General features: G+C 75.7%; 13 protein-coding genes and 1 pseudogene. 2 read left to right on the top strand and 12 right to left on the bottom strand.

All coding sequences use genetic code 11. From position 1 onward, the window contains the following. Positions 1-6: 6 nt before the first annotated feature. The 11 genes and pseudogenes from ACIRS1_RS08205 to ACIRS1_RS08155 form a co-directional block, all read right to left on the bottom strand. Positions 7-1716: a protein kinase gene (locus tag ACIRS1_RS08205; RefSeq protein ID WP_402837853.1), complete on the bottom strand. Its 1710-nt coding sequence runs from the start codon at positions 1714-1716 to the stop codon at positions 7-9. A gap of 113 nt (positions 1717-1829) precedes the next feature. Continuing rightward, the gene (locus ACIRS1_RS08200; protein WP_360205942.1) at positions 1830-3266 is read right to left on the bottom strand and encodes a protein kinase domain-containing protein; all 1437 of its coding nucleotides are present in this window, start codon (positions 3264-3266) and stop codon (positions 1830-1832) included. Positions 3267-3532: 266 nt separating this feature from the next. Next, complete coding sequence (locus tag ACIRS1_RS08195; protein WP_360205944.1) at positions 3533-4144, bottom strand: bacterial proteasome activator family protein; 612 nt, start codon at positions 4142-4144, stop codon at positions 3533-3535. Between the two features lie 253 nt (positions 4145-4397). After that, on the bottom strand, positions 4398-5333 hold the full coding sequence (locus ACIRS1_RS08190; RefSeq protein WP_402837850.1) for a hypothetical protein: 936 nt from the start codon (positions 5331-5333) through the stop codon (positions 4398-4400). A 126-nt stretch (positions 5334-5459) separates the two neighbouring features. Beyond that, the gene (locus tag ACIRS1_RS08185) at positions 5460-6437 is read right to left on the bottom strand and encodes an NAD(P)H-quinone oxidoreductase (RefSeq protein WP_402837848.1); all 978 of its coding nucleotides are present in this window, start codon (positions 6435-6437) and stop codon (positions 5460-5462) included. An 88-nt stretch (positions 6438-6525) separates the two neighbouring features. Then, positions 6526-7572: a potassium channel family protein gene (locus ACIRS1_RS08180; protein ID WP_402837846.1), complete on the bottom strand. Its 1047-nt coding sequence runs from the start codon at positions 7570-7572 to the stop codon at positions 6526-6528. A 22-nt stretch (positions 7573-7594) separates the two neighbouring features. Beyond that, positions 7595-8809, bottom strand: coding sequence for a molybdopterin molybdotransferase MoeA (locus ACIRS1_RS08175; RefSeq protein ID WP_402837844.1), 1215 nt, complete (start codon positions 8807-8809; stop codon positions 7595-7597). A gap of 23 nt (positions 8810-8832) precedes the next feature. Beyond that, positions 8833-9090 (bottom strand): annotated as a pseudogene (locus tag ACIRS1_RS08170) (DUF6457 domain-containing protein); the annotation flags it as partial. Between the two features lie 160 nt (positions 9091-9250). After that, positions 9251-9832, bottom strand: a complete 582-nt coding sequence (locus ACIRS1_RS08165; RefSeq protein ID WP_396316979.1) for a molybdenum cofactor guanylyltransferase — start codon at positions 9830-9832, stop codon at positions 9251-9253. Positions 9833-9862: 30 nt separating this feature from the next. Then, the gene (locus ACIRS1_RS08160; protein WP_402837842.1) at positions 9863-10819 is read right to left on the bottom strand and encodes an MBL fold metallo-hydrolase; all 957 of its coding nucleotides are present in this window, start codon (positions 10817-10819) and stop codon (positions 9863-9865) included. 130 nt (positions 10820-10949) lie between these two features. Beyond that, complete coding sequence (locus ACIRS1_RS08155; protein WP_402837840.1) at positions 10950-11585, bottom strand: FMN-dependent NADH-azoreductase; 636 nt, start codon at positions 11583-11585, stop codon at positions 10950-10952. 107 nt (positions 11586-11692) lie between these two features. Here ACIRS1_RS08155 and ACIRS1_RS08150 point away from each other — a divergent pair, with 107 nt between their 5' ends. Continuing rightward, positions 11693-12088: a winged helix-turn-helix transcriptional regulator gene (locus ACIRS1_RS08150; RefSeq protein ID WP_402837838.1), complete on the top strand. Its 396-nt coding sequence runs from the start codon at positions 11693-11695 to the stop codon at positions 12086-12088. A gap of 105 nt (positions 12089-12193) precedes the next feature. Here the strand turns inward: ACIRS1_RS08150 and ACIRS1_RS08145 are convergent, their stop codons facing one another. Beyond that, the gene (locus tag ACIRS1_RS08145; protein WP_402837836.1) at positions 12194-12958 is read right to left on the bottom strand and encodes a polyprenol monophosphomannose synthase; all 765 of its coding nucleotides are present in this window, start codon (positions 12956-12958) and stop codon (positions 12194-12196) included. A gap of 324 nt (positions 12959-13282) precedes the next feature. Here ACIRS1_RS08145 and manA point away from each other — a divergent pair, with 324 nt between their 5' ends. Further along, positions 13283-14482 carry a mannose-6-phosphate isomerase, class I gene (gene manA / locus ACIRS1_RS08140; RefSeq protein WP_402837834.1) on the top strand — a complete coding sequence of 400 codons (1200 nt, stop codon included), beginning with the start codon at positions 13283-13285 and terminating at the stop codon, positions 14480-14482. Positions 14483-14527: the final 45 nt, after the last annotated feature.

Below are 14527 nucleotides of genomic sequence, written 5' to 3'. Positions count from 1 at the left end.
ACGCCGTCAGTTGCCGCCCACCGCGCCGGCCGTGCCCGACGGCGCGGGCGGCGTGACGGGCGGCTTCGACGGCTGCGTCGGCACCGGCTGCGAGGTCGGCGAGCTGCCACCGCCGCCCGTGCTCGACGCGGTGGGCGCCGTGGTGGGCGTGCCCGTCCCGGTCGGGGTGCCGGTCGCCGTGTGCGACGGGGTCGTGCTCGGCGTCGTGGTCGGCGAGTGCCGGCCCGAAGTCGGCGCCGGCGACATGTTGTTGCCGCCGTTGTTGCCACCGCTGTAGTTGCCGTTGTCGGTCGGCTGCTGCGGGCGCCGGGTGCCGGTGTTGGTGGCCGGCGGGGTCTGGACGCCGCTCTGGGTCGGCGTGCCGGGCTCGGTGGTGCTGGTCATCGGGGCGGGCGAGGTCTGCGAGGGCGGCGTCTTCACGTCGCCCCCGCCACTGCCGCTGAGCGCGATCGAGATGCCGACCCCGGAGGCGACCAGGACGGCCGCGATCCCGGCCACCCAGGCCCACGGACCGCGCCGACGGGGGTGGTCGTCCTCGTCACCGCCGTCGCCGTGACCGCCGCCGTACGGGCCGCCGGCCCCCTGGTAGGGCCCGGACGGGGTGTGCGGTCCGCCCGGCGCCCGATGCATCACCGAGGTCTGGTCCCCCGGGCCGACCGCGCCGAAGGCCGCGGTGGCCGCGGTCTGGTCCGGCCGGATCACCTGGGTGGCACCGGTGTTGCCCTGCCCGGCGGCGGCCAGCCCGGCCGCCGCGCCGGCCCAGCCGGCCCCGGCCGCGCCGTGCATCTCGCGCAGCGCGTGCTGGACGTGCGCGCGGAACTCGTCGGCGTCCTGGAAGCGGTCGTCCGGGTTCTTGGCCAGCGAGCGCAGCACCAGCTGGTCGAGCCCGGCCGGCACCCGGCCGTTGGCGTGCGAGGGCGGCACCGGCATGTCCTGGACGTGCTGGTAGACCACCGACAGCGGGGTGTCGCCGGTGAACGGCGGGCGCAGCGTCAGCAGTTCGTAGAGCATGCAGCCGGCCGCGTACAGGTCGGACCGGTGGTCGACCGGCTTGCCGAGGGCCTGCTCCGGCGACAGGTACTGCGGGGTGCCCATGACCATGCCGGTCTGGGTCATCGTGCTGGCGGTGCCGGTCAGCGCCCGGGCGATGCCGAAGTCCATCACCTTGACCGCGCCCGCGGTCGTGATGATGACGTTGGCGGGCTTGATGTCGCGGTGGACGATGCCGTGCCGGTGGCTGTAGGCGAGCGCCTCCAGCACCCCGGCGATGATGATGAGCGCCTGGTCGACGGGCGGCTCCTGCTCGTCCATCAGCAGCTCGCGGACCGTCCGGCCCTCGACCAGCTCCATCACGATGTACGGCGTGGACTCGTCCCCGACGTACTCCTCGCCGGTGTCGTAGACCGCGACGATCGAGTGGTGGTTGAGCGCGGCGACGGCGTGTGCCTCGCGGGTGAAGCGCAGCCGGGCGATGTCGTCCTGGGCCAGCTCGCCGCGGAGCAGCTTGACCGCCACGGTCCGGCCCAGCCGGACGTCCTCGGCGGCGAACACCTCGGCCATGCCGCCGCGGCCGAGCCGGTGGGTCAGCCGGTAGCGGCCGTCACCGACCGTACCCAGCGGGGCGGCGGTGCCGCGCCCGGGGGTCTGGGCACCGGGCGCCCCGATGACCGGCGGGTAGGCACCCTCGTCGTCGTCCGGATGCTGCGTCTGTGCCATCGCTCCTCGCCCCGGGCGTTCGCTCGGATCGCGGTGCCCTGTCGCTTACGTATTCCCCGAACGCTACCGCTTCCCGAGCGGGCCCGTAGCACGCCCGAACCGGCCGCAAAGCGTCAGAGCAGGCCATTCCGGTCGGCCGGGGAGTCCACCACCAGCACCGCCGCGGGACGCGCCCCGGTGGTGTGGCCGGTCTTGGCCTTCTGCTTGTCCTGGGCCTTGTTGACCACGATCGCGATGATGATGCCGGCCAGCACGAGCACGCCGATGATGATCCCGACCACCACGACGGCGGTCGAGCAGCCGCCGCCGCTGGGCGCCTTCGGCTGCTGGTACGGCGGCATCGGCTGCGGGGGCGGGGTGTGCGCCGGCTGCGGCCCGCCCTGCCGGAGGTACTGCGGGTGCGGGGTGTGGGCCTGCGGGCGCGGCTGCTGGAAGGCCGGCGGCGGGGTCTGGTACTGCGGCTGCTGCGGGAAGGGGTGCGGGGTCTGCGGCGCCTGCGGGTGCGGCTGCTGGAAGGCCGGCGGCGGCGTCTGGTACTGCGGCTGCTGGCCCTGCAGGTACTGCGGGTGGGGCGTCTGCGGGGCCTGCGGCGCGGCGTGCACCGAGCGCGGGCCCTCGTTGATCACCAGCGGGGTGCTGGCCTGGAGCGGGTGCCCGCTGCCGCCGCCCTTGGCGGCCGCGATCAGCCGCTCCGCCTCGTCGCGCATCGCCGCCGCGCTCTGGAACCGGTGGGCCGGGTCCTTGCGCAGCGCCTGGGCGACGAAGGCGTCCACCGCCGGCGTGACCGACCGGTTGAGGGTGGACGGCGCGGGCGGCTCCTCCTGGACGTGCTTGTAGGCGATCGAGAACGCCGAGTCGCCGTCGAAGACCAGCTGGCCGGTGAGCATCTCGAAGAGCATCACGCCGACCGAGTAGAGGTCGGAGCGGGCGTCCACCGGCTTGCCGAGGGCCTGCTCGGGCGACAGGTACTGCGGGGTGCCGACCACCATGCCGGTCTGCGTCATCGACGTGACGCCCGATTCCAGCGCCCGGGCGATGCCGAAGTCCATGACCTTGACGTTGCCCTTGCGGTCGAACATGACGTTGCCGGGCTTGATGTCGCGGTGCACGAGCGACATGTCGTGCGAGGCCTCCAGCGCGTTCAGCACGCCGACGATGACCCGCAGGGCCTCCTCGGTCGGCATCGCGCCGTACTGGGCGACCGCCTCGTTGATCGCCTCGCGCAGGCCCTTGCCGTCGATCAGCTGCATGACGATGTACGGCGTGCTGGAGCCGTCGGGCGCGACGTCCTCGCCGCTGTCGTACACGGTGACGATGTTCGGGTGCTCCAGCCGGGCCACCGCCTGGGCCTCGCGGCGGAACCGCTCCTTGAACGAGTCGTCCCGGCCGAGCTCGCTGTGCATGCTCTTCAGCGCGACCTGCCGGTCCAGCACGCTGTCGTAGGCGAGGTGCACGGACGCCATGCCGCCCTCGCCCAGCAGCCGCTGGAGGACGTAGCGGCCGTTGCCCAGGGAGAAGCCCTCGACCGCCGCGTTCCCGTGCTCGCTCATGGTCCTCTGCTCCCCCTCGGCGCGGCCGTGGCGCCGCGACCGTGACGTTCGGTCTCGTCCGTGCGTGGTGGCCCGGCCCGCTGGCCCGGCGAACCCCTGCCGCGGCGGTCCGACCGGCCTGCGGCAGGGGCCAGGGTATCGGCTCCCGCCGACGGTGATCGGTCCAGGGCCGGTCCTGGACCCGGGCCGCCGGCACCGTCCGGCGGTGCCTCGGCCCGGGGCGGATCGTCGTGGTACGTCCGGTTCCGGCGTGTCCTACGGGTGTCCTACAGGTACGGGCCGGAACGGATGCCGCGGCCCTGGCCCGGCTCGTCCTCGTCCGCGTCGCCGCCGTGCAGGCCGGGCGGGAGGGCCCGGCGCATCTGCTCCAGCTGGGCCCGCGCCGCCATCTGCTGGGCGAACAGCGCGGTCTGGATGCCGTGGAACAGCCCCTCCAGCCAGCCGACCAGCTGCGCCTGGGCGATCCGCAGCTCGGCCTCGGTCGGGATGCTGTCCTCGGTGAACGGCAGCGACAGCCGCTCCAGCTCGGCCACCAGCTCGGGGGCCAGGCCGAGCTCCAGCTCCTTGATCGAGCTGGCGTGGATGTCCTTCAGCCGGGCCCGGCTGGCCTCGTCGAGGGGCGCCGCCCGGACCTCCTCGAGCAGCTGCTTGATCATGCTGCCGATCCGCATGACCTTGGCGGGCTGCTCGACCATCTCGGTCACCGGGAGCTCGCGCGGGAGCTCCCCCTCGTCGTCGTCCCCCGCCGGCCCGGCGAACCCCTGGCCCACCGGCAGCCCGTCCGGTCCGACGATCAGCACCTTCTGGCCGTCGTGCGACTGCCCGCCGGCCGCCTGGAAGGGCTGCTGCGACGAGCGCTCGTTCATCGGATTCGTCATGAACAACATTCTCTCTCACTGGGGTTGGTCGGGCGGAAGCCCCCGTGCGCCCGCCGACCCGAGCCACCGCTGACGACGGTACGCCCCCGGGCGCCGCGCCGGAATCCGTACGGGTACTCAGTTCCGGCCCCGGCCGGACCGCAGCCCGCGCGGCCCCGCGGCCCTCCCGGCCCGCCCGGTCCGTCCGCGGGCGGCCGGCCGTCGACACGGACCCCTCACCGAACCTCCCCCGCCCCCGGCGGTCGGCGCGGTCTCAGCCCTTCCGCAGCCGCACGCCGATCAGCGCCAGCCCGCAGCCGATCAGGCCCAGGCCGGCGCCCAGCGGCAGTTGCACCGTGGAGGCGTCCCGCCAGCGGGCGGGCAGGACGGCGGGGGCGGCGACGCTCTGGCCGCTCGCGGTGGTGACGGTCTGCGGGGCGGCGTCGTCGGCCGGACCCGCCTGGTCCGGGGTGCCCGGGTCGGCCTCGGCGCGGTCCGTGCCGCCGGCCGGGGCCTGGTCCGGGGCCTGGTCCGGCGCCTGCCCGGGGGCCTGCTCGGCCGGCTGTTCGGCGGCCTGACCGGGAGCCTGGTCCGGCGCCTGCGCGGGGGCCTGCCCGGGCACCTGGCCCGGGGCGGCGTCGGCACGGTCGGCGCGTTCGGGCGCCGAGGCGGGGCGGTGGCGGTGCGCCCGCGGCTCGTCGTCGGGGCGCGGCCGGGCGACCGCGTGCTGCGGCGGAGCGGCGGCCGGGACGGGTGCGGCGGCGGGCAGCGCCGGGGCCGCGGCCGTCGGGCGGGTGCCGGTCGGGGCGGCGGTGCTCGGGGCGGGTGGCGCCGTGGCCTCCTGGGTCGCGGCGGTGCCCGGGGCCGTGCCGGTGGCCGGGGCGCTCGGCACGGCCGAGGGCGAGCCGGAGCGGACCGGCCCGGCGGTCGGCGCGGCCGGGCCGGTGGCCTCCGCCTGCTCGGCGGGCTCGGCGGCACCGGTCGGCTCCGCCTCGTCCTCCCCCGCGGGCGAGGACGAGGACGGTGTGGTCGCCGGGACGGACGCGGGGGACGGCGCGGCGGCCGCCACGGAGGCGGCGGCCAGCGGGAGCGTGAGCCCCAGCACGGCCGCCGCGATCAGCCGGCGGGCCCGGCCCGGGTCCGCACTGCGGGTACGACGGTGGTGCGGCGCGGTGGGCAGCGGCCCGAGGGGGTGCGTTGGTGCGGCCACGGTCGGAGGTCCTTCCGACGGCCGACCGCGCGGGGCGGGGTCGGCGGCGGGACAGCTCCGGACCAGCCTCACACATTCCGACAATCAAGGCATTTCGGACACGCATCCCCCCGGCCGGGGCCCGGTTCAGGCCTTCAGCACGACCTTCCCGACCTGCTCCCCCGCCTCCAGCACCCGGTGCCCCGCACCGGCCTCGCCCAGCGGCAGCACCCGGTCGACCACCGGCTTCACCAGCCCGGACTCGACCAGCGGCCACACGTGCTCGCGCACCGCCGCCACGATCGCCGCCTTCTCCGCCAGCGGGCGCCCGCGCAGGTTGGTGGCGATCACCGCGGCGCGCTTGCGCAGCAGCGCGTTGAGGTCGAGTTCGCCCTTCACCCCGCCCTGCAGCCCGATGATCACCAGCCGCCCGTTGACCGCCAGCGCGTCCACGTTCCGCTGCAGGTACCTGGCGCCCATGATGTCGAGGATCACGTCGGCCCCGGCCCCGTCGGTGGCCTCTGCGAGCGCCCGGACGAAGTCCTGCTCGCGGTAGTCGATCAGGACGTCGGCGCCGAGCTCGGCGCAGCGGGCCAGCTTCGCGGCGCTGCCCGCGGTGACCGCGACCCGGGCCCCGACCGCCTTGGCCAGCTGGATCGCCATGGTCCCGATGCCGCTCGCGCCGCCGTGCAGCAGCACCGTCTCGCCGGGCCGCAGGTGGGCGGCGAGGAACACGTTGGACCACACCGTGCAGGCGACCTCGGGCAGCGCCGCGGCCTCCTCGAAGCCCAGGCCCGCGGGCAGCGGCAGCAGCTGCCCGCTCGGCACCGCGACCAGCTGCGCGTAGCCGCCGCCGGACAGCAGCGCGCACACCTCGTCGCCGACCGCCCAGCCGGACACCCCCGGGCCCAGCGCGACGATCCGCCCGGCGCACTCCAGCCCGGGGTAGGGCGAGGCGCCGGGCGGCGGGTTGTAGTGGCCCTGCCGCTGGAGCAGATCGGCACGGTTGACGGCGGTGGCCGCCACCTCGACCAGGACCTCGCCCTCGCCGGGCACCGGGTCGGGCACCTCGGCCCACACCAGTGCCTCGGGGCCGCCGGGTACGGGAATCGTCATCGCATGCATGCCCCGAACCTACTGCGCGTCAGGGCGCTTCCGGCGGACGGGCCCCCGGGCCCGGCACGCCGCTCACCCGCCGGTGCGGCGGGGCCGGTCAGCCGGCCGGCCGGATGACGATCACCCGGTCGGTGAGCTGGAGCACGGCCGCCTCGGGCTCGGTGTAGTTGAGCACCCGGCGGCCGCGGACCACCGCGACCACCAGGTCCTCGCACTCGCGCGGACCGTGCCCGGCCTCGGCCCGGGTGACGGGGCGCTCGACCACGTCCAGGCCGTTGCCGTAGGTCAGAAGGTCCTCCATCACCTCGCCGGCGTGCGGGCTGAGCATCGACATGCCGAGCAGCCGGCCGGCCGAGCTGGAGCTGGTCACCACGACGTCCGCTCCGCTCTGCCGCAGCAGCGGGGCGTTCTCGTCCTCCCGGACGGCCGCGACCACGGTGGCGGCCTTGTTCAGCTGGCGCGCCGTCAGGGTGACCAGGACGGCGGTGTCGTCCCGCTCGGGCGCGATCACCACCCGGGCGGCGGCGGGCAGTGCGGCGCGCAGCAGCGTGTCGGTGCGGGTGGCGTCGCCGACCACGCCGACCAGCCCGTGCTGGGCGGCCTGGTCGATCACCTTGCGCTGCGGGTCGACGACGACGATCTCCTCCTTCTTCACCCCCTGTCCGAGCAGGGTGCCGACGGCGCTGCGGCCCTTGGTGCCGTAGCCGATGACGACGGTGTGCTCGCGCACGGTGGACCTCCAGCGGTTCAACCGCCACTGCTGGCGGGTGCGTTCGGTGAGCACCTCCAGCGTGGTACCGACCAGGATGATCAGGAACAGCACGCGCAGCGGGGTGATCACGAAGATGTTGGTGAGCCGGGCGCCGTCACTGAACGGGGTGATGTCGCCGTACCCGGTGGTGGAGAGCGTCACGGTGGCGTAGTAGGCCGCGTCGAGGAAGCTGACGCCGCCGCCCGCGTTGTCGTTGTAGCCGCCGCGGTCGACGTAGACGATCAGCGTGGTGGCGACCAGTACGGCGAACGCCACCAGCAGCCGGGAGCCGACCTGGCGGACGGCCGGGGCGGCCCGCCGGGCGGGCAGCACGATCCCGGCGTCCGCCCAGGGCTCGGTGCCCGGCGTCGGCTCCCTGCGCCGCCCCTTCATCCGCTGACCCCGACCTGTCCGCTCACGGCCCCTCCAGCAGTTCGACGGGGTCGCCGGCCGCCGCACCGCCGGGCGGGACGACGGCCAGCGCGTCGGCCCGGGCGAGGCCGCGCAGCATCGCGGGCCCGTCGAAGGCCAGCGGGACGACGCCGGCCGCGGTGTGCCGGACGGGGAGCAGCCGGGTGTCCACCGAGTGCCCGGGCAGGACGACGGCGGCCGGGGCGAGGACGGGTGCACCGAGCGCCCGCCCGCTGCGGGCGTGCAGCAGCGGCAGGGCGAGGGTGACCGTCCCGGCGACGGCGGCCAGCGGGTTGCCGGGCAGCCCCACCAGGTGGCGGGTACCGGCCGGCTCGGACCGGGACGGGCCGGACTGGGGCAGTTCGGCCAGCAGCATCGGGTGGCCGGGGCGGACGGCGACGCCGTCCACCAGCAGTCGGGCCCCGGCCTCGGCGAGGGCGCGGTGCAGGAAGTCGACCGGGCCGGCCGCCGTCCCACCGGTCGTGACCACGACGTCGGCGGTGGAGTGCCGCAGCGCGTCCCGGAGCATCCCGTAGTCGTCGCGGACGGCTCGGACGTCGGCCACCTCGGCGCCGGCCGCCTGCAGCCAGGGCGGCAGCAGCGGCCCGAGGGCGTCCCGCACCAGGCCCGGACCGGGCACCCCCGTGGAAAGCAACTCGTCACCGAGGACGAGCAGTTCGACCACCGGGCGGCGACGGACGGCGAGCCGGTCGTGGCCGCAGGCGGCGGCCAGGCCGAGCACGGACGGCCCGACCGGGGTGCCGCCGGGCAGCAGGGTCTCGCCGCGCCGGCACTCCTGGCCGCGCGGCCGGACGTCCTGGCCGGTGGTGAGCGGCTGGGGGCCGTGGTCGCGCAGCAGGGTGCCGTCCGTGCGGCCGTGCTCGCGGCGCAGCACCGCGGTGGCGCCCGGCGGCAGCTGGGCGCCGGTGGCGATCTCGACGGCGGCGCCGTCGGCGAGCGGGGCGACCTCGACCCGGCCGGCCAGCACCCGCCCGGCGACCCGCCAGGGGCCGGGCCCGGCGACCGCCCAGCCGTCCATCGCGGAGGTGTCGAAGGCGGGCAGGTCGGTGAGCGCGGTGAGCGGCTCGGCGAGCGTACGGCCGAGCGTCTCGGCGAGCGGCAGTGCGACCGCCGGCAGCGGGCGGAGCCCGGCCCGGCGGGCGGTCTCGCGGGCCCGGGGCCAGCTCGACGCCGCGGGGCCGGTGGACGGGGCGGCCATGGTGGGGGTCCGTTCCGCGGTGGTCACGACTCGCCCGGCCCGGCGGCGGCGCTCCAGCGCTCGGCGAGCACGGCCGTCCGGCGGGCGGCCTCGGCCACGGCCTCCGGCCCACCGCCCTGCTGGGCGGCCGCGTAGCCGATCAGGAAGGCGGTCAGCGGCGCGGCCGGGCGGGCCACCCCGTGTGCGACCACCCTGGTCAGGTCGAGCAGTCCCCGGACGTCGACGTCCAGGTCGATGCCCAGGTCGGCCCTGACCTCGGCGATCCAGTCCTCCAGCGTGCGCTCCATGCGCCCATGCTGCCTGATCGGCGGTTACCCCGAGGTGCTCACCCCGTGTGCGACGCGCTTCGTTTCCCGCACGCCCGGGCGCACCGGCCGTGAGGAGCGGCCCCGGAACGGCCCGGAAGGGGGGCTGCAGGGGGCCGGCAGGGGTCGGCGGGGGCTACGAGCGGTCGCGCTCGCGGGCCTGTGCCAGGTCCTCCCAGGTGTCGCAGTCGTGGGCGACGCCGTCGGTGTCGGCCACCCTCAGCCGGGCGAGGCCGCCGGTGAGGCGGCGCAGCGGGAGGCCGTCCGGGGCGCCGAGCCCGGCGAGCGCGGCGCGCAGCGGGCCGGTGCGGTAGGCGGCGGCGAGCGGCTGGTCGCGGCCGCCGGCGTCGACCAGCACGGCGGCGTCGACGTCCGGTCCGGCCCGGTCGAGGGCGGCGACCAGCCGGTCGACGGTCCGCCGGTCGAGGAAGGGCAGGTCGGCGGCGAGCAGCAGGACGGTCGGCGCGGTGACCAGGTCGAGCCCGGCGGCGACGGCGGAGACCGGGCCGCCCCCGGGCGGCCGTTCCCTGGTCCAGCGGACGCCGTCGCGGGCGGTCGGCCGGGCGGGGCCGACCACGACGGTGGTGCGGGCCCCCGTGCAGGCGGCGAGGACCCGGTCGAGCAGGGTGGTCCCGCCCACGGTCAGGCCGGGCTTGTCGGCGCCGCCGAGGCGCCGGGCGGCGCCGCCCGCCGGGACGATCACGTCGTACGGCGTCATGCGGCCAGTATCCGCCCCCGGGGCCGGCTCCTACCGGGCCCGGTCCTCGCCCGGATCCTCCCCGGGCTCCTCCCCCGACGGCCCCTCCTCCGCCTCCGCAGACGTGCGCGCGGTGTTGGCGGCGGCGCCCAGCTCCAGGATGGCCGGCAGGGTCAGCTCCCCGTACCGGGCGTTCATCGCGGTGACCAGCGCCTCCGGGTCGTCCGGGTGCTCGGCCAGCAGCCGGTCGAAGTCCTGCAGGTACTCGCCGGTGAAGGCGAGCACCCGGGCGGCGTCGTCGCCCCGGTCGGGGGCGCGGTGGCCGGCGATGACCCGGTCGGCACCGAGGTCCGCGATCCGGCCGAGGTTGTGGCCCCAGGTGGTCCGCTGGGCGGGGGTGGTGTCGGAGGTCCAGACGTGGGTGCCGTTGTAGACGAAGTCCCCGGCGATGACGGTCCGGATGCTCGGCACGTGGACGACGGTCGAGTCGCCGCAGTCGGCCTGGCCGAGCAGCAGCACCGGGATGACCTGGCGGTCGAGCATCAGCGGCTGGGGCAGCAGCGGGGCGGGGATCAGCGGGCGGTCCGGGATGTCGTCGCCGTAGACCGGCTTCCACTGGGCGACCTTGGCGGCCGCGGTGCGCCGGATGCCGTCCACCACGGCGGGCGCCGCGAGCAGCCGGGCGTCGGGGAAGAGCTTCAGCACCTCCTCGGCGCCGAAGTAGTGGTCGGGGTGCTGGTGGGTGACGACGATCGCGAGCAGCCGGCGGCCCTTGCCGGCGACCCATTCGGCGAGTTCGCGACCGGCGCTGCGGGTGAGCTGGGCGTCGACCAGGATCGCGGTGTGCTCGCCGAGGATCAGCGTGGAGGTGGCGAAGAAGGCCGTCTCGGGGCCGGTGAAGACGGCGACCTCCAGCGGCGGGGTGGGCCGCTGGCCGTCCGGGCCGCCGGCGGCTCCGGCGTCCGTGCGGTCCGCGCCGGGGCCCTCCTCGGGCGGGGACGACGTCACTGGCTGCTCCCTCTGTTCTGCGGTCGGGTTTCCTGCGCCCTACAGCATGGGAGCACGGGCACCCGATTGCGCGGAAGGCGCGCCCGTCGGGACGCGCCTTCCGGCACCGGTCACCCGGGGCGGCCCGGGCTCAGGCGGCCAGCCCCTTGGCCCGGCGGGCGGCCTCCTCCAAAGCCCGGGCCTTGGACTCGGCGGCCTGCGGGATGAAGTCGGCGAGTGCGGGGACGCTCGGCGCGAGGGTGAACTCGGGGACGATGAAGTCGACCTCCAGCCCGAGCATGCCGGTCAGCACCTTCTCCAGGTAGGTGGTGACGAACTCGTACGGCTCGCGCGGGGCGCCGGGCGCGTAGGAGCCGCCGCGGGCGGCGACGACGGTCACCGGGGTGCCCTTGGCGGAGGGGTTCTCGCCGGCGGTGCGGCCGACCAGGATCACCTGGTCCAGCCAGGCCTTGAGGCTGGACGGGATCGTGAAGTTGTACATCGGGCTGCCGATGAGCACGGCGTCGGCCTGCTCCAGTTCGGTCATCAGCTGCTCGCGCAGGGCGAAGGCGGCGGCCTGCTCGGCGCTGCGGCCCTCGGCCGGGACGAAGCCGGCGACGATGCCGTGCGCGTCCAGGTGAGGGATGTCCTCGACGGCGAGGTCGCGGTAGACGACGGTGCCCTCGGGGTGCTCGGCCTCCCAGGCGGCCCGGAAGGCGGCGGTGACCTCGCGGGAGACGGATCCGTCGACGACGGCCGAGGAGTCGATGTGCAGGAGCGTGGGCATGGTGGGGCCTCCATAGAATTAGCAGCTGCTCTTTCCCCTGCAGCTGCAACTACCGTAGCAGCTTACTTTTCTGCAGTCACTAGCGAAGGGTCCGGTACGCTGGTGGCATGTCCGAGCACGAGCTAGCGACCGACCGGCTCCAGGCCCCTCCCGGAGTGCCCACGGGACACTGCGCGGCCGCCTCCCCCGCCCTGACCAGGGTCTTCGGACTGCTCGGCAAGCGCTGGACGGGCATCGTGGTCGCCGTGCTCAGCCACGGGCCGGCCTACTTCTCCGAGCTGCGGCGCACCATCCCCGGCATCAGCGAACGGATGCTCTCCGACCGGCTCACCGAACTCGCCGAGGCCGGGCTGGTCCTGCGCGAGGTCGACGCCGGACCGCCGCTGCGGGTCAGCTACCGGCTCACCGAGGCCGGCGTCGCGCTGAAGCCCGCGCTCACCGAGCTCGCCCTCTGGGCCGACCGCCACCTGCCCGAGAGCGCCCTGCACCCGGGCGGCTGCTGAGGCGTGTCCGGTTCCCGCCAGGGCCGTACGTGCGCGAAAACGCCCGGGGCCCGTCCGTCGGGAAGACGGACGGGCCCCGGGCGTGAACGTGGGGGCGGGGCCGGGTCAGCGCCCGGCGCCGCCGCGCAGCCGGGCCAGCCGGTCGGAGAGACCCCAGGAGGTCACCCGCCACAGCGCCTCGACCACGATGCTGCGGCTCATCTTGGACGCACCGAGTTCGCGCTCGACGAAGGTGATCGGCACCTCGGCCACCTTGAAGCCGGCCTTCACCGTGCGCCAGGCCAGGTCGACCTGGAAGCAGTACCCGGCCGAGGCCACCTCGTCCATGCCCAGGCCCAGCAGGGTCTCCTTGCGGAACGCCCGGTAGCCGCCGGTGACGTCCCGGATCGGCACGCCCAGCATCAGCCGCGAGTAGGTCGAGCCGCCGCGGGAGAGCAGCAGCCGCGACTTCGGCCAGTTCACCACCCGGCCGCCGGGCACCCAGCGCGAGCCCAGGACCAGATCGGCGCCGCGCAGCGCGGCCAGCAGCCGGTCGAGCTCCTCTGGCTGGTGGGAGCCGTCCGCGTCCATCTCCACCAGGACGTCGTAGCGGTGGTCGATGCCCCAGCGGAAGCCCGCGAGGTAGGCGGCGCCCAGGCCCTCCTTGCCCTTGCGGTGCATCACGTGCACGTGCGGGTCCTCGGCGGCCAGCTTGTCGGCCAGCTCGCCGGTGCCGTCCGGGCTGTTGTCGTCAGCGACCAGCACGTGGGCCTCGGGCACCGCGGCCCGGACCCGGCCGACGATCCGCTCGACGTTCTCCGCCTCGTTGTAGGTCGGAATGATCACCAGGACCCTGCCGAGATCAGCAAAACTCTGCTGGTTCACGGTCACGTACAAACCTCTCGGCCGATGACGGGGAGTGTCAGAACACCGTCGCCCGCACTCTGGAACGCGGCTCCACCGGCAGCCCGCCTGCGGGATGACCACGGTGGAGACTGCTGCGGGGCGGAGACTACTGCGTCCTGGCATCCTACTACCGCGCCCGGGAACCGCCGGTCCGGCCGCGGCACTCCCCACGGTCGCCCACCGTTTCCCCGTCGGCGACACCGGTCCGCTAGGGTCGATGCCCTGCCTGTGCCCGGACCCCCGCATCGCCGGGCCCGCCCCCGGTGATCCGGCACACCCGCCACCCAGCGAAGGAGTAGGACCGCGCGCATGGACAGGCTCGTCAACACCGTCCGCCCGTACGCCTGGGGCTCCCCGACCGCCCTGCCCGAGTTGCTCGGGCAGGAGCCGACCGGCGAACCGCAGGCCGAGCTGTGGATGGGCGCCCACCCCGGCGACCCGTCCCGCGCCGACCGGGGCGACGGGCCCCGCCGGCTGGACGAGCTGATCGCGGCCGATCCGGAGGGCGAGCTCGGCGCCGCGGCCGTCGCCCGGTTCGGCCCGACCCTGCCATTCCTGTTCAAGGTCCTCGCCGCGGGCACCGCGCTGTCCATCCAGGCCCACCCCACGCTCGACCAGGCCCGCGCCGGCTTCGCCGCCGAGAACGCCCTCGGCATCCCGCTGGACGCCCCCGAGCGGAGTTACCGCGACGCCAACCACAAGCCCGAAATGGTCTGCGCGCTGGGCGAGTTCGAGGGCCTCTGCGGCTTCCGCCGGCCGGCCGAGGCGGCCCGGGTGCTGGCCGGGCTCGCGGTGCCCGGACTCGACCCGCTGATCGGCCTGCTGGCCGCCGAGGACGAGACCGAGGCGCTGCGCACCACCCTGGCCGCCATCCTCACCATGGACGGCCCGACGGCCGAGCGGACCGTCCGGGAGACCGCCGAGGTGCTGGCGGAGCGCGACGGCCTCGACCCGGACGGCGTCTACGCTCCGTACGCCCGGATCGCCAAGGACTTCCCCGCCGACCGCGGCCTCATCGCGGCGCTGCTGCTCAACCACGTCCGGCTGCGGGCCGGGGAGGCCCTCTACCTGGGCGCCGGCGTGCCGCACGCCTACCTGTCCGGCGTCTGCGTCGAGCTGCAGGCCAACTCCGACAACGTGCTGCGGGCCGGCCTCACCCCCAAGCACGTCGACCTGCCGGAGCTGCTGAAGGTCGTGGTCTTCGAGGCCGGCGCGCCCGACGTCCTGCACCCCGCCCCGGTCGAGGGCACCCCGGGCGAGGAGCTGTACCCCGTCCCGATCGACGAGTTCCGGCTCTCCCGCTTCACCCTGGACGGCCGGGAGCGCGAGATCGACGGCCGCACCCCGCAGATCCTGCTCTGCACGGCCGGCACCGCCCGGCTCACCTCGGCCGACGGCACCACCCTGGACCTGGCTCGCGGCCAGTCGGCCTTCCTCCCGGCCACCGGCGCCCCGACCCGACTCGCCGGCACCGGCACGACGCTCTTCCGCGCCACCGTCACCGTCTGACGGCGTCCGGCGCCGCACGCCGAAGGGCTCCCCTCCCGAGCGGGA

It is taken from the genome of Kitasatospora sp. NPDC101176 (genome assembly GCF_044768035.1).
Taxonomy (GTDB): Bacteria; Actinomycetota; Actinomycetes; order Streptomycetales; family Streptomycetaceae; genus Kitasatospora.
This window is presented reverse-complemented; position numbering and strand designations above follow the sequence as displayed.

What these genes read in the sequence shown, in the direction of transcription:
- ACIRS1_RS08185 (WP_402837848.1), bottom strand. Translation starts at nt 6,437, where the DNA reads ATGCATGCGATGACGATTCCCGTACCCGGCGGCCCCGAGGCACTGGTG.
- ACIRS1_RS08175 (WP_402837844.1), bottom strand. Translation starts at nt 8,809, where the DNA reads ATGGCCGCCCCGTCCACCGGCCCCGCGGCGTCGAGCTGGCCCCGGGCC.
- ACIRS1_RS08205 (WP_402837853.1), bottom strand. Translation starts at nt 1,716, where the DNA reads ATGGCACAGACGCAGCATCCGGACGACGACGAGGGTGCCTACCCGCCG.
- ACIRS1_RS08180 (WP_402837846.1), bottom strand. Translation starts at nt 7,572, where the DNA reads ATGAAGGGGCGGCGCAGGGAGCCGACGCCGGGCACCGAGCCCTGGGCG.
- ACIRS1_RS08150 (WP_402837838.1), top strand. Translation starts at nt 11,693, where the DNA reads ATGTCCGAGCACGAGCTAGCGACCGACCGGCTCCAGGCCCCTCCCGGA.
- ACIRS1_RS08155 (WP_402837840.1), bottom strand. Translation starts at nt 11,585, where the DNA reads ATGCCCACGCTCCTGCACATCGACTCCTCGGCCGTCGTCGACGGATCC.
- ACIRS1_RS08165 (WP_396316979.1), bottom strand. Translation starts at nt 9,832, where the DNA reads ATGACGCCGTACGACGTGATCGTCCCGGCGGGCGGCGCCGCCCGGCGC.
- manA (WP_402837834.1), top strand. Translation starts at nt 13,283, where the DNA reads ATGGACAGGCTCGTCAACACCGTCCGCCCGTACGCCTGGGGCTCCCCG.
- ACIRS1_RS08195 (WP_360205944.1), bottom strand. Translation starts at nt 4,144, where the DNA reads ATGACGAATCCGATGAACGAGCGCTCGTCGCAGCAGCCCTTCCAGGCG.
- ACIRS1_RS08200 (WP_360205942.1), bottom strand. Translation starts at nt 3,266, where the DNA reads ATGAGCGAGCACGGGAACGCGGCGGTCGAGGGCTTCTCCCTGGGCAAC.